The sequence below is a fragment of the Anabaena sp. PCC 7108 genome (assembly GCF_000332135.1).
Taxonomy (GTDB): Bacteria; Cyanobacteriota; Cyanobacteriia; order Cyanobacteriales; family Nostocaceae; genus Anabaena.
Window position 1 is genome coordinate 3896884 of record NZ_KB235896.1, and the last position, 14219, is coordinate 3911102.

Here is a 14219-nt window from a genome sequence, read left to right on the forward strand (position 1 = left end):
AAAGAAGCATAAAGGCAGGGGGGATTCGTCCCCTTTTCTCTTTTTCAAGAAACCGATACTCGATTAAATAAAACCCAATAAAACCCCATCTGCTGGACTGCATAGTTAAATTGCTCAAAATCTACAGGTTTGACGATATAGCTATTTACTCCAAGTTGGTAACTTTCAATCACATCTTTATCTTCGGCGGAAGAGGTCAACATCACAACCGGAATCGTTTGTGTACGTGGGTCAGATTTTAGTTGCCGTAACACTTCCAATCCACTCACTTTTGGTAGCTTCAAATCTAGCAAAATGACTTTAGGTTGATTTGTCATATTCCGATGGGCATAGTTTCCACGACAAAAGAGAAAATCGAGGGCTTCTACTCCATCTTGGAGCCATTGAAGTTGATTGCCAATTCTGCCGCGACGCAAGGCTCGGATCACTAGTTCTGCATCAGCAGGATTATCTTCAACCAACACAATAGAAATCGGTTGCTGATAAGATGTATCAGTGGGTTGGTCAGTCATTGGTTATGGCAGGGAATAGGGGAATGGGGCAGGGGGCAGAAAATTCCTACTCGGTACTTGGTACTCGGTACTCACTACTCACTACTTGGTAGGTTGAAATAAAAGGTTGCACCTTGATCAACAGCTGCTTTAACCCAGATGCGCCCACCGTGGCGTTGAATAATCCTTTGAACGATCGCTAGTCCGATGCCTGTACCTTCAAATTCTTGTTCACGATGTAACCGCTGAAATACTCCAAATAGATTATTGGCATACTGCATATCAAATCCTGAGCCATTATCGCTGATAAAGTATACTCCTTCACCATCTATAACTTCATAACCTATTTGAATATGGGCAATGGATTTGTAGCTAGTGTATTTAATCGCATTTGATAACAAGTTGATCCAGACTTGTGTAAGCAGGGAAAAGTCAGCTTGACAGATGGGTAAATCAGCGATCGCAAATTCAATTTGACGACCAGACAATTCTGGGGTCAAATCACTCAGTACCTGTTGAATTAACTCATTGACTAAAACTGGTTGCGTAGATATTTCTTGGCGATCCAGACGCGATAAATTCAGCAGATCATCAATCAACTCACCCATGCGTTTAGCATTATCCCGGACAACTTTTAAATAACGATTGGCTTCTGCATTCAGTTGTTGACTGTATTCTTCCTGGATTATTCTGGAAAAGCCATCAATTGCTCGTAAAGGCGCTCGCAAGTCATGGGAAACGGAATAAGAAAAAGACTCCAAAGCTTTGTTAGCAGTCTCTAATTGGGCAGTTCGTTGTTGGACTCTGTTTTCTAAAGACTCATTCAGTTGGTATAGGGCTTCAATTGCTCGTTGACGCTCCAATTCTGCTCCTGCTCGTGCGGCAAATACTTCGAGAATTGTCTTGATTCTTGCCGTATCTGGCAGTGGTTGAAAGTCGAGAATGCAAAGATTGCCAATGGGGTCGCCGTTGGCATTTTTTAAGGAAATCCCCAGATAACTATCTGCCTGCATTGCCACTAAAGCTAAGTCTTCCGGGAACATTTGCTGAATCAGGGTCTCGCAGTAAAACAGTCCGTCTCTCAAGGCCAATTCACAGGGTGTACGCGCCGGAAAGTAGGAGATTGATGGTTGCAATGCCCCATCCGCCCAAAAAGCCAGAGCTTTAAGTTCACCATTTACTAGTTCGGTGACAAGAGCATAGGATACGTGCAGAGCTTCGGCAATATGACAAACCAAAGCTGGGAAAAAATCTTGTCCTGTCACTGTAGCCGTTCCTATCACCAAACTTTGCAGTGTTGTTTCGGCGCTTCTAAGCTCTGCTTCCCGACGTTTTACTTCACTGATATCCCGCATGATGGTAGAGAGATATTCCAGAGTGCCATCTGTGGTTTTGTGGGAAATAATCATCTGAGAAACGGGAATTTCCTCACCTTCACCTGTCAATAAAGCCGTTTCACCAACCCAGGTACCATCTTTAATAGCTGCGGGAATGCCGTGATTTTGGATAATTTCTAATGCCCATTGGGGATGGTAGTGAGTAAGTCGCAAGGTAGAGTAGTCTTCTGAGAAGCTATTAGCGAGATTTTTTAATGAGGTGTTATTCCATAAATTATTACCTTGAGGATCAGCCATGCCAATATAGTCCATGGAGGCTTCGAGAATGGCAACTAAGCGATCGCGGTCTTTCTCTACCCGTTTACGCTCGGCAATCTCCATTTCCAATTCTAAATTTGTTTGTTGTAGTGCTTGAGTTCTTTTCTGTACTCGTTGTTCTAACAGTTCATTAGCCTGGTTAATTTCCCCAAACTTTTGTTGTAAACTGGCAGCCATCAACCGAAAGTTCTGCAATAATAGCGCCAACTCAGACACCTGACTCTGCATCCAGTTAATCGGTTTCTGCTCTAGCAGTTTATTTGGTAAGTTAGTGGTGACTTCTGCTAATTGAGACAAAGGTTTGACTAATTGACGACTCACTAAAGTAGCAGAAATCAGAGCTACTCCTGAGACAAATAGGAGTATTGCCATGTTCCGGGTATGAAACCACTCAATCTGCCGTACATGAGAGATTGCAGTCATCTGTACAATCAATCTCCAGGGAATTATCTCACTAATGACAGACTCTTTCACAAATAGGGAATTTTGCCACTGTACCATAACCACAGGACTACCAGTGGTTGGCCGCCAATGGTAGGTTTGAGTCCCTATCTGCTCAACCCTGCCATCTTTACGCCAATTGAATATATGATTACCAATCAATTCGGGTTTCGTGCTGGCTGCTACTGTTTGTTTCTGATCAACTAAGGTGATATCTAGTTTTTCTTCACCTAAATTAGACTGTAACAAATTTGTGATGTTGCTTAAATCAATCTCTGTAAAAACCGCACCCATGAGTTTTGTATCCCTTAGGATTGGCACACCCAATAAGACAACGGGAAAAGCCGATTTGCCTGGTAGCAGCAGAACGGGAGAGAGAAACGGTTGGGGCAATCGCTGCATTTGCTGAAAATATTTGTCTTCATTAAAAGCACTCTCAGAAGCAGAAACATTGTTCTCAAAATCGAGAATGGGTTTTCCTGTCTCATCTAAAATATGAATATGTCGAAACTCAGGAAAAGTCCGGCTCACGAAGGCTGCATTTTGCTGTAAAACGTTGCTTTGATAGGAGTTGAGCATCGCTAATTCGGCAAGTCCATTAACAGAAGCCAAACGCCGCTCATACCAGCCACGCACCTCAACTGTCAAGTAACGAGACGCATCATTTAAATCTAAACGAGCCGTGTTTTTAATATCATTTACCACCTGATTACTTGCTAACACAATCAAAATTAGAGTAGGAACTGAGACAAAAGCGACTAGCAAATTAAACAGGGTTTGCTGTAGGGAAAGGGTACTGATAGCTGGTTGACGGTTAACCCAACGATGAATTGGTAAATGTGTGAGTAATAAGTTGGCAATAAGTGCGTTAAAAATGGCATTAGTGGGCTGTTTGAAGAGAATAATTCTGGCTTGAGTGGGATCGACGTGCAGAACGATAGCGTAAAATAGCCATATTAATGGCATCCCAATCATCAACCAAAAAGCAGCATCCAGTAAAACAATATTATCTTGCTGTCGTCGATGAAACAGCCAACCGACAAATAGGGCTTCTGCTGTAAAAGTCAAGGTAGTGTAAGGGTGATGCCAAATCACATAAGTACAAGTTCCGGCAATGAAACCCGCTAAAGTTCCCCATCTAACTCCATATAGACAAACGACAATCCAAACAGCGATTGAACCAAACAGAAAATCAATATCGAAAAATAATGTCCACCGGAAGTAGTTTCCCAAAAAGCCAGCAATAATTAGTAGGATTAACCCTCCCAGTTGCCTATTGCCAGGTGATTTCGACCTCAAGGTTTCTGTTAAATACATTCTGCCTATCCTTCAGATAACTTTTGCCATAAATTAGTCTTAATACCCCAGGCACTTTCATAAATTATTTTAAATCGTTACGTTAAATAAACCTGATCTTAGGCGCAAAGTTTTTATTAGCATCTTTACGCCTTCACGAGCAAAATTTACACTTTAATAAACCAGCGTTTCTGATACATCAAAACTGCTACACCATACCACAAAAACACAGTGACAACGCCAAATACAAATGAGCCGTTGAAATTTCCCGCCCATGATGCAAAAAGATGACGGTAAATCCAATCATAGATACTAACGGCGGTTTCACCTGTACCAAGTTGGGTTTTGGCTGTAATTTTGATTAACATTACAGATGCAATAAAAAGAGCAATGGCATTTAATCCCATGATCTCAAATGGTTTACTCCAGCGTTTTATTACCCTCACTTCTATTAACTCATAACAAGCTGCTAATAACATTAACGCCCAACCAGCAGTAAACAAAACATAGGAACTAGTCCAAAGTTTCTTATTAATGGGAAATGCTACATCCCAAATAATCCCAATTACGAAACAACACAAACCAAATAAAACTAAATCCATACTGGTTTGTGAAGTAGCTTGTTTTTTGTCTTTTATCCATTCCCCAGTAAAATAACCAGCTAAAACACTAACTATCGCCGGAATAGTACTGAAAAGTCCTTCAGGATCTCCCAAATAATTAAACCCATCACCTTTATATAAATGCTGTTTGGGAATAATTAATCTGTCAATAAATGCGCCAAAATTACCTTCTCTGGTTAACATTCCCGCACCATATTCAGGAACTGGAACATACATCATTGTTAACCAATAGCCAATTAGTAAGCACACCGCTAATATCCATTGACTTTTGCGCGGTAGTTTTAAAACTATCAAAGATGCAAAAACATAAGATAGGCTAATACGTTGCAATACTCCCATAAAACGGATACTACTTAAATCAAAAGTCCAAACGCCTTGATTCCAAAAGCCGTTCAGTAGTAATCCTAAAATAAAGAGAATTGCAGCACGGCGCAGAATACGTAAGTAAACTTCTTTGGTGGGCTTATTGTCTGCGGTGTACTTTGATAGAGAGAAAGTCATTGCTACACCGACAATGAACAAAAAGAAGGGAAATACTAAATCAGTTGGTGTACAACCATTCCAGGGAGCATGATCTAAAAGGGAATATTTATCATCTGCAACTCCCACCATATTGACGAGAATCATACCCGCAATGGTGATACCGCGAAACACATCAAGTGAAGTCAGGCGCATAGGCGGAATAGTTTTTTTAATAACTATCTACCCTACCCTGCCTGATGTACGTTATCAAGGAAAATTGAGAACCTAAGTTACAAGGTAAAATTTTGTTAATCAACCATGATAAAAGACACCTGCTTAATAGACAAAAAATCTGAAACTACTTAATTTGCCTGGAAAATATGGTTTATGTGCGTATATTGACGATTATAAAGTACAAATTTAATTTAAAATAAGAATTGAACCACTTTGCCTCAAAAATGGAACGACAGAAGCTAGTTCAATCTGGAGAACTTCATACGAGCCTAACAGTTGACATTGATGGCTCGTTGCTTCCGTTTGACAAATTCCGCAAAGCCCAAGAAGAATTGGCAAATATTTTACATGAAGTAGATCAGAATCTTGGTGAAAAAAAACGCCCATCTGTAAATTGGGTTGTTTCATCGGTCACGAGTGGTAGCGTTCACCTAACAATTGAAGGTGTAGCTACTGATCGTGTAGCAATGGCTACAATAGCTGAAGTTGTTACTACAGTAGAAAAAGGAATTGCTACGCTTGAGGAATATCCTAAACGGCCACCTTTCTTTTCAGACCGGGCGTTAGCAAGTGCTAAATGTTTAGCCAGTTTAATTGGCGAAGATATATTAACTATTCAGGTAGGATCTAATTCTACAAGAGTTAATCTTACACAACATTTAGTTGCCAATGTTGATGAAATTATAACCGCTCATTATAAAAGTTTTGGTTCTGTAGAAGGTGTCCTTAAGGCAATAGATTTAAGCCGAAAGCCTTTATTCAGAATTTATGATCTACTTACTGGCAAAGGTGTTAAATGCCATTTCATACCAGAACGTATTGACTTTATCAAGGATGCGCTTGGAAAAAGAGTATCTGTCTATGGTCTTATCCGTTCTAGAGAAGATGGACAAAAAGTTAGTGTAGAAGTTGAAGACATGGAAGTTTTTCCAATTGAGACACAGCTTCCCAGCATTAAAGATATTATTGGTATTTTAGGAGGCAAAGATTGAAACGTTCATCCAAGCCTCGTCATTACTGGGATTCATGTACTTTTTTAGCTGTGCTTAAAAACGAAGATGATAAAATTAGTGAATGCCTTTCAGTAATGAAAGCTGCTGAAGCTGGTGAAATTATCATCGTTACATCTGCATTAACATTTATAGAAGTTATTAGGCTTGAAAAAGGTAAACCCAAACTTTCTAAGGATGTTGAGGAGAAAATACGTGCTTTTTCAGGCATGAATGGATTTACATATATGATGTTGATAGAAAAATTGGAGAATTAGCTAGAGATTTAATGTGGCAGCATGAAAGTTTAAAACCCAAAGATGCTACCCATGTAGCAACCGCAATACAGGCTAAAGTGGATGTTTTAGACACTTTTGATGATGGATTGCTCAAACTGTCTGGTATAGTAGGCGATCCCCTTTTACCTATAAAAAGACCTTATTTTCCACAGAAACTAGAACTAGAAAAGCAACTAGAATTAGGGCTTTTTGATGAGATATAGATAATACTACGAAGACAGAAATTTTCGACCTTGGTTATAGCAGTTAACTATGTTACTAATTATACTAATTTAGTATTTAGTAGTAGAAATATGCTACCAATGACAAATAATTTAGTTAATGTAGATTTGTTAAGCAATAATTGATCGCCACTATGTCTATCAAAGTTGGAGATACTGCGCCTGATTTTAATCTAACTGCCCAAAATGGTGCAAATGTTAGTCTTGGAGACTTTCGTGGTAAACAGGCTGTCGTCCTTTATTTTTATCCCAAGGACGATACGCCAGGATGCACTATGGAATCTTGTGCTTTTCGGGATCAATATGAAGTGTTTAAAGCCGCTGGTGCTGAAGTTATTGGCGTAAGTGGTGATTCTCAAGAGTCTCACCAGCAATTTGCAGCCAAGCACAACTTACCTTTTACACTGTTAAGTGATAAAGGCGACCAAGTGCGGAAACAATACGGTGCAACTACTGCTTTTGGTTTTATCCCCGGCCGGGTGACTTATGTAATTGACCAAAACGGTATTGTTCAATATGTATTTGACTCCATGTTGAACTTTAAAGGTCACGTTGAGGAAACCTTAAAAACATTGCAACAATTGGCTGCAAAGTAAATTCCTCGTAACTGGGAAGGGGCAGGGGAGCAGGGAAGATGAAACTCTTTACTGTCACCTGTCACCTGTCACCTGAAATTAGGCTTTGGACTTTTCTGGTACAGCAACGTTAGCTGTTTTACCGTTTTTACCGTTACCGTTACCGTTGCGGGGTTGAATTACACCAAAACCACCGTGGTTACGTTCGTAAATGACGTTGATATCTCCTGTTTCGGCGTTACGGAACATATAAAAATCGTGTCCCACGAGTTGCAGTTGTTCTTGCGCTTCTGCCAGAGTCATGGGGGGCATAGAAAAATATTTGGTGCGGACGACTTCTCCTGGTAGTTCGGGGGTGCGATCGCCTATTAAATCTACTACTGGTTCAGCAACTACCGCTTCAGTAGTTGGTATAGGCTGGGTTTTGTGATCTTGTCGTCGTTCTTTATATTTACGCAGTTGACGGGCTATTTTATCTGCAACCAAGTCAATACTGGCATATAAGTTTTCGCTGCTTTCCTCCGCCCGGATGATGCTCCCATTAGCATAAATAGTTACTTCTGCCGCTTGTTTGGTACTAATTCGGGGATTGCGAGCTACGCTCAAATGGACATCCACTTCATTGGTGATGTTCTGAAAGTGACTAACTGCTTTTTCAATCTTTTGATGTACATATTCCCGAATCGCATCGGTAATTTCAATATTTTTGCCGTGGATGACAAGCTTCATGTAAACTCTCCCGCTCAATATTTATTTGATGTGAATTGTGTTTTGTATGAACAGAAATTGCGGTAAGGTCTATTACTGCCGCCAAGACAAATCGTAAGCTGCTGATGATTTACTACTGTGGCATCGGTTCTCAAGTTGCTGCATCTTTAGTTATAACTACCTCTCGTCTTGATCTAATTTGTTAACCTCTGCGCTGAGTTCCAAATGCTTGCTAGACAATTGGATATCTCCAGAAACCCCCTAAATAAAGCAGTGTTACTGATACTGTATCTGCTTTGTGAGTTAAAGCAACCTTTATAAAATTAGGAGTAGTTGCTCTTGTTCTTATTTTGGTAGCTTGCTCACTGTTAATAGAGAATACAAGCCTTTATGGAAGTTTTATCCTGATAGATGTATACAACTTATTGAGATCCCATCAGCCAGTGCATTCATTCTTATTGTCTTGGCTTGATGCTTATTGCAGAGAATTCCTCCCAACACCATTGAGGTTATATATTCAAATTAACACTTTGTGGTTGATATTGCTGATTCCGTTGACGTTCCTTTAAAATCCTTTGCATAGCTTGACATTTGTTGACTAAATTTCTGTGATTTGAAATATATTTCCTTATTTACCCAATTGATTTTTGACATGATTCATAGTGACGCAACGCATAAATATCGGTGTTTTTTATATAACCTAGGATTAATGCCCTATTTAAAGGCTCTTCAATGGCAGCGATCGCTACTCACCGAACGGATTCACAATCCCAGTCTAGATGATGTACTCATCTTGCTAGAACATCCCCCAGTCTACACTTTGGGACAAGGTGCAAACCCAGAATTTCTCAAATTTGACTTTGACAAAAGTGAGTATAATGTGCATCGAGTTGAAAGAGGTGGCGAAGTCACGTACCATTGTCCTGGGCAACTGGTGGGGTATCCAATTTTAAATCTGCAACACTATCGTCAAGACTTGCATTGGTACTTGCGCCAACTTGAAGAAGTGTTAATTCGCGTTTTAGCTAATTATCAATTGCAGGGGGAACGCATTCCTGGTTTTACTGGTGTTTGGTTGGAAGGGCGTAAAGTCGCGGCCATAGGGATTAAAGTTAGCCGCTGGATTACCATGCACGGTTTTTCCTTAAATGTTTGTCCAGATATGACAGGCTTTGAGAACATTGTCCCCTGCGGACTGACTGATAAATCTGTCGGCAGTTTAGCGGAATGGATTCCTGGTATAAAATGCCAAGAAGTGCGTTTTTGCGTAGCAAGCTGCTTTGCTGAGGTATTTGACGTTGAATTAGTCGATTCTCAACCAGAAGAATTTGTCTTATCTCCGTAATTTAACTGAGAGTAAATTGTTTTTGAAGATGATGATCTGCGTCACTTATACATTTCCGTTTTTACACTAGAATATGGTCATTTGCCTATGAATATGTTCACTTAGTGTAAAAATTAATAACGTAGTGCTTGTGAATTACTCGGATAATCTACAGGTAAATTCTTCTCCATACACCTCCCTCAGAGAACGCGACTGGGAGGCTTTGATATTACTGTTTGATAGAGACGACAGTGATGAAATTGAAGCGGAAATCAAAAGTAAATTGGTGTGGTTAGTACCAGAACCATGTTGGGAAGATAATCCCTTTGAATTCTTGCACGAGTTTCTGTGATTACTACTGAGTACTAAAGCCCACACTGTATGAGAACTCTCCGAATACAGTGTGGGTAGTTGACGTTTTGAAATTATGCCGGATAAATCCTTAACCGACGATTTGGTTCTTCCCCAAAACTGTCAGACTTGAGTCGATAATGTTCTACCAACTCATGCTGCATTTTTCTAACCTGAGAAGAACGAGGTAATAACTCAACAGGCTGACCCTTAGGAATGACAATTTGCTCAACCGCAAGTCTTGCTTCTTCCAAAGCGTCCATCTCGTCATCACTGCCATTGTGAAGTAACAATTGTAATTCTCGGTCATCGCCCAGTTCTGGATCATCCATGTTCAGCAACCGCCGCAAACCACGAGTAATTTGGGGAATGGTGCTGGACTTAATCACATGAATTGGCACATGACGAGCTTTTGCCATTTGCCTTAACTTAGCGTGGTTTTTAACGTGCGATCGCAATGCTAAAATTGCATCAGCATTATCGATATCTTTTGTTAATGCCACAGGCAAAGTGAGGACATTAATCACCTGTTCCAATTGATGACGACTCACCCCATAGGGGTAAATATGTAATGGTAAATCTTCCCCATTTGGTCCGGCTAGTTTAGGAGTACTGAAATCAATACTGTCTGAATAATTGAAAGATTCATCCAACAAGCGGTCAAATTCACTGCGTCCGTTCGGACGTTCCCGTTCTAGAGATAAAGGCGGCAGAGCGACCATTTGTCCAGAAGCACGCCAGCCATTGACCTGCCTAGCAGATGGGAAAGATTCTTCATCACTAGCCAACTGTCCACCGCGACCATTAACCACAGATAGCTGTCTGGTAATCGCCACCTTTCCCTGTTCATCAACAGTTCGTGTTTGTGGGCTGGCTTGCCGACCTCGCAACAGAGTATCAACTGTGTCAGCTACACTTTCATGTACTACCCAGCGCTGTCGTTCTAGCATTTCCACAGCAATCTCAAACGTGGGAGGGGCTTTGCGTTCCAAAACTGTCTTTTGAGAACCCCTTCTTCTGGCTTCATCATCTCCTAACGTCACAGCCTGAATACCACCAACCAAATCGGAAAGGGTAGGGTTTTTAATCAGGTTTTCAATCTGATTTCCGTGAGCAGTACCTACCAATTGCACACCCCTTTCCGCAATAGTACGTGCGGCTAAAGCTTCCAGTTCCGTACCAATTTCATCAATAACGATGACTTCTGGCATATGGTTTTCTACAGCTTCAATCATCACTTGGTGCTGTAGTTCTGGTTTAGCTACTTGCATTCGTCTAGCACGACCAATTGCCGGGTGAGCAACATCACCATCTCCAGCGATTTCGTTAGAGGTGTCAATAATTACCACTCGTTTATGTAAATCATCCGCCAACACACGGGCAATTTCCCGTAAGGCGGTAGTCTTCCCCACACCTGGACGACCGAGCATGAGAATCGATTGACCAGTTTCGACCAAATCGCGGATCATGGTAATTGTGCCAAATACTGCCCGACCAACACGACAGGTCAAGCCAATAATTTTACCAGTACGGTTGCGGATGGCACTAATCCGATGCAAAGTTTGCTCAATTCCCGCCCGATTATCTCCGCCAAAGGTTCCAACTCTTTGAATGCAATCATCTATTTGTGCTTGAGTAACCGGTGTTTCGCTTAGATACTCAGCTTCATTGGGAAAGCGAGCTTCGGGGCGACGACCTAAGTCCAAGACCACTTCAACTAAACTATCTCGTTTGGGATGATTCTCTAGTACGTTTCGCAGGTCTTGGGGCAAAATGTCTAACAACTTTTGGAGATCTTCTGTAATCGTCATGCTTTCTATGGTGACGTTTTTAGAGATAACGAATGAGCGATTAGGGATACCGCTGTGACTTGAGTTGGGAAACGAGAGAATGGGCAAGCTCTACAGCCTGCCAGAGTAATTCTGGTTCTTCTTCCAGACGGCCTGTTGCCTTAATACTAGTGTGACTCACCTCCTGATTCTCTAATTTTTCAAGAATGGGTGACAGCAATACACGGGCGTAGCTACCGTAAGCAATGCCGGCTATGGAGGCAGAGGGGCGGGGGGCTGGGTGCAGAGGAGAGGAATTTTCTCCCTTACTCCCTGCTCCCTGCACAAGAGCCTCTTGAAGCAGTCCCATTGCCTTTAACTTGGGGACTGTGTAGCTATTAGTACCGCCCGCTAACTGCACATATCCTGGTAGATTTGCTGCCAAAACTTTTTGCCCTAATTTTATGGCTGCTATAGTGGTTCCATCGCCAATGTCACCACTCATAGAGCGCCCGTCTGTTTGCCAAATTACAACTTGAGGACGGGGGGCAATGATTTTATAAATTGCTTGCAGGTAATCAATTAGTCCTTCATGATCGTTACAGCTGATAGCTATTACCTTTAATTTATCTACTCCAGATGCCAACACAGACCATAAGCGCTGAAATTCTGCCAAACGCCCTACTTGTGTATGAATTTCTATGGCTTCTATTCCCGTTGACATGATCAGTGGTGCGTTGCCTCTGGCAAGCGAAGCTATGGCTTCTGGAGTTGAGACATATGATACTGTATCAATTATGTCATAGGGACAAGCTGGGATGCAACGACCGCAGCCATAACACTTCTGAGCAACAATTCCTGAAAAACTATCTTCTATATTGTTAAACACAATTGCTTGTGCTGGACAAATTTTTTCACAGGGTCTAGAGCAATCCGGGGGACAATGACTAGAATTAAACTCTGCTTTTCTAAAATGGGGGTCTTCTCCATCGTTGAGGCTGACCATTAACAAGGGTAAATTGCCTTGAAAGCCAAAGCCTCGCTCTTGGGCATCCCTCACTAAATCCTTGGCTGCTAGTAAACCTGCTTGGGCTGCGGCAATCACAGCTGGATCAGCTGCCACATCTATGCAGTCAGCGCCCGCCAAAGTGTAGGCTAATGTTAAACTTCTGACCGCAGGTAGATGTTGGTAACTGGCTCCACAAATTAACTTGAACCAGCGACCTTGTTGTAGGGATTGTAAAGGGGCTAACAGATTAGTCACTCTTCTATTATGCGTTTATCGGCCGGAAAATTACACCCTGTAATTTAGAAAAGCTCCCATTTATATTTCTTTACATAGTTATTTCGGGTTTGCACCTGGTTATGAGAGTGCAATTTGTCACAATTTGGTGGATTCGCTACTTGACATTTTGCAATATTCTCAATCAAATATATATCAAAGAATTTTTCTACCTGTTAAAACTTCTCTCACTTCTAACATGGCAGAATAGGTGGGGAGAATGTGTAAGGTTTCATTGGCTGGTGTATGTGCCAATGCTGTAGCGATCGCTTGCCGCAAGTCTTCTTCTACAATCAAATTTAGGTTACTCTGGGCGGATTTTTGGCTATAACGTAAACGTAACGCCATATCATACACGCGATCGCCACTCACAACCAAAGTCCCACCTCTTTCTACTAATTTTTCTGTATCTACATCCCAAATCCATGATACATCAGTACCATCGGGGGTGCGGTCATTCAAAACCAACAAAGTTGTTTTATCTGTACTTTCAGTAACAACACGAATAGTTTCATTTGTCCCCACAGGATTTTTAGATAATAAAATCCTCACCCGTTTTCCATCAATTACTAAATCTTCGGCACGACCAAAAGCCGCTTGGAAACTATTAATTGTCTCTCTAATTGTGACTTCATCAATTCCTAATTCTTTGGCGGCGGTAGCTGCGGCTAAAGTATTATATTTATTGTATAAACCAACCAGAATTTGTGACCATTCACCACTTTCTAAAGCTGGTTTACTCTTAGTAAAACCACAACTTGGACAGGTGAAATCTCCTAAATGGGATAGGTAAACCCCTTGATAATCAAGAGAATGTCCACATCTCGGACAATAGATAGAATCTACAGCGTGAGGAATTGCTTCTAAATAATGTTCTGGTTCATTTAACCCAAAGAATAACACTTTTTGGGTTAATTGCTGACCGAGATTTGATAAAGTTGGATCATCAGCATTGGGAATAACTACCGTTGCTTCTGGTAATGTAGAAATAACCTTTGTCCAGCGCTTGCTAATGGTGTCAACTTCGCCATATCTATCGAGTTGGTCACGGAACAAGTTTAAACAGAGAATAATCCTGGGTTGAAGAGGTTTTAAAACTTTGGGAACAATATTTTCATCAACTTCCAAAATGGCGTAATCTACATTTAGAGAACCTAGTAAGTTCGCGTTGTCTATTAAAGCTGTGGCTAAACCATTTTCTAGATTTGCTCCAGTAGCATTATGGGCAATTTTGTACCCTTTGTGTTCTAAAATCGTAGATAATAACAGGGCTGTAGTGGTTTTTCCATTGGTTCCCGCAATCAGAATTATCCCATTTTTAATTTGCTGACTCAGTAATTGTAAAATTCGGGGTTCAATGCGTCGCGCAATAGACCCTGGTAATACACTAGCAGCACCGAGACGGAGCGATCGCACGAAAAATGTGACACTTTTAGCGATTGATACCGCTAAACCTAGTTGTAGTCTATCTATAAGTTCTATTTTCTTTCCCACAGCTG

The 14219-nt window shown here is 41.2% G+C and carries 13 protein-coding genes; 6 read left to right on the plus strand and 7 right to left on the minus strand.

Annotated elements, in window-relative coordinates:
- Nucleotides 1-44: 44 nt before the first annotated feature.
- From ANA7108_RS0118430 to ANA7108_RS0118440, 3 genes are all read right to left on the minus strand, one after another.
- Nucleotides 45-512, minus strand: coding sequence for a response regulator (locus ANA7108_RS0118430; protein ID WP_016952287.1), 468 nt, complete (start codon nucleotides 510-512; stop codon nucleotides 45-47).
- Nucleotides 513-586: 74 nt separating this feature from the next.
- Nucleotides 587-3904, minus strand: coding sequence for an ATP-binding protein (locus tag ANA7108_RS31020; RefSeq protein WP_016952288.1), 3318 nt, complete (start codon nucleotides 3902-3904; stop codon nucleotides 587-589).
- Between the two features lie 146 nt (nucleotides 3905-4050).
- Nucleotides 4051-5181 (minus strand): acyltransferase family protein, encoded by a 1131-nt coding sequence (locus ANA7108_RS0118440; protein WP_016952289.1) that lies wholly within the window; start codon nucleotides 5179-5181, stop codon nucleotides 4051-4053.
- 245 nt (nucleotides 5182-5426) lie between these two features.
- On the opposite strand from ANA7108_RS0118440, the gene ANA7108_RS0118445 reads away from it, so the two are divergent.
- The 4 genes from ANA7108_RS0118445 to ANA7108_RS0118455 all read left to right on the plus strand — a co-directional run bounded on the left by ANA7108_RS0118445 (nucleotide 5427) and on the right by ANA7108_RS0118455 (nucleotide 7307).
- Nucleotides 5427-6194, plus strand: coding sequence for a hypothetical protein (locus tag ANA7108_RS0118445; protein ID WP_016952290.1), 768 nt, complete (start codon nucleotides 5427-5429; stop codon nucleotides 6192-6194).
- Nucleotides 6191-6469 (plus strand): hypothetical protein, encoded by a 279-nt coding sequence (locus tag ANA7108_RS30725; protein WP_016952291.1) that lies wholly within the window; start codon nucleotides 6191-6193, stop codon nucleotides 6467-6469. Before ANA7108_RS0118445 ends, ANA7108_RS30725 begins: the two co-directional genes overlap by 4 nt.
- An 11-nt stretch (nucleotides 6470-6480) precedes the next feature.
- Complete coding sequence (locus ANA7108_RS30730) at nucleotides 6481-6693, plus strand: hypothetical protein (protein WP_016952292.1); 213 nt, start codon at nucleotides 6481-6483, stop codon at nucleotides 6691-6693.
- Nucleotides 6694-6845: 152 nt separating this feature from the next.
- The gene (locus ANA7108_RS0118455) at nucleotides 6846-7307 is read left to right on the plus strand and encodes a peroxiredoxin (RefSeq protein ID WP_016952293.1); all 462 of its coding nucleotides are present in this window, start codon (nucleotides 6846-6848) and stop codon (nucleotides 7305-7307) included.
- Nucleotides 7308-7385: 78 nt separating this feature from the next.
- Here the strand turns inward: ANA7108_RS0118455 and hpf are convergent, their stop codons facing one another.
- Entirely contained in the window at nucleotides 7386-8015 is a 630-nt protein-coding gene (gene hpf, locus ANA7108_RS0118460) for a ribosome hibernation-promoting factor, HPF/YfiA family (protein WP_016952294.1), read from the minus strand.
- Between the two features lie 631 nt (nucleotides 8016-8646).
- On the opposite strand from hpf, the gene lipB reads away from it, so the two are divergent.
- On the plus strand, nucleotides 8647-9339 hold the full coding sequence (lipB, locus tag ANA7108_RS0118465; protein WP_026104295.1) for a lipoyl(octanoyl) transferase LipB: 693 nt from the start codon (nucleotides 8647-8649) through the stop codon (nucleotides 9337-9339).
- Nucleotides 9340-9469: 130 nt separating this feature from the next.
- Nucleotides 9470-9670 carry a hypothetical protein gene (locus tag ANA7108_RS0118470; protein ID WP_016952296.1) on the plus strand — a complete coding sequence of 67 codons (201 nt, stop codon included), beginning with the start codon at nucleotides 9470-9472 and terminating at the stop codon, nucleotides 9668-9670.
- Nucleotides 9671-9743: 73 nt separating this feature from the next.
- Here ANA7108_RS0118470 and ANA7108_RS0118475 read toward each other — a convergent pair whose 3' ends face one another.
- The 3 genes from ANA7108_RS0118475 to ANA7108_RS0118485 all read right to left on the minus strand — a co-directional run bounded on the left by ANA7108_RS0118475 (nucleotide 9744) and on the right by ANA7108_RS0118485 (nucleotide 14214).
- Nucleotides 9744-11480, minus strand: a complete 1737-nt coding sequence (locus tag ANA7108_RS0118475) for a R3H domain-containing nucleic acid-binding protein (RefSeq protein ID WP_016952297.1) — start codon at nucleotides 11478-11480, stop codon at nucleotides 9744-9746.
- A gap of 40 nt (nucleotides 11481-11520) precedes the next feature.
- Nucleotides 11521-12702, minus strand: a complete 1182-nt coding sequence (gene ldpA / locus ANA7108_RS0118480) for a circadian clock protein LdpA (RefSeq protein ID WP_016952298.1) — start codon at nucleotides 12700-12702, stop codon at nucleotides 11521-11523.
- A 174-nt stretch (nucleotides 12703-12876) separates the two neighbouring features.
- Nucleotides 12877-14214: a Mur ligase family protein gene (locus tag ANA7108_RS0118485; protein WP_026104296.1), complete on the minus strand. Its 1338-nt coding sequence runs from the start codon at nucleotides 14212-14214 to the stop codon at nucleotides 12877-12879.
- Nucleotides 14215-14219 lie beyond the last annotated feature (5 nt).

Bases quoted from the DNA above. Each gene is read 5' to 3' on its own strand.
- ANA7108_RS0118430 (WP_016952287.1), bottom strand. From the start codon at position 512: ATGACTGACCAACCCACTGATACATCTTATCAGCAACCGATTTCTATT.
- ANA7108_RS31020 (WP_016952288.1), bottom strand. From the start codon at position 3,904: ATGTATTTAACAGAAACCTTGAGGTCGAAATCACCTGGCAATAGGCAA.
- ANA7108_RS0118440 (WP_016952289.1), bottom strand. From the start codon at position 5,181: ATGCGCCTGACTTCACTTGATGTGTTTCGCGGTATCACCATTGCGGGT.
- ANA7108_RS0118445 (WP_016952290.1), top strand. From the start codon at position 5,427: ATGGAACGACAGAAGCTAGTTCAATCTGGAGAACTTCATACGAGCCTA.
- ANA7108_RS30730 (WP_016952292.1), top strand. From the start codon at position 6,481: ATGTGGCAGCATGAAAGTTTAAAACCCAAAGATGCTACCCATGTAGCA.
- ANA7108_RS0118455 (WP_016952293.1), top strand. From the start codon at position 6,846: ATGTCTATCAAAGTTGGAGATACTGCGCCTGATTTTAATCTAACTGCC.
- hpf (WP_016952294.1), bottom strand. From the start codon at position 8,015: ATGAAGCTTGTCATCCACGGCAAAAATATTGAAATTACCGATGCGATT.
- lipB (WP_026104295.1), top strand. From the start codon at position 8,647: ATGATTCATAGTGACGCAACGCATAAATATCGGTGTTTTTTATATAAC.
- ANA7108_RS0118475 (WP_016952297.1), bottom strand. From the start codon at position 11,480: ATGACGATTACAGAAGATCTCCAAAAGTTGTTAGACATTTTGCCCCAA.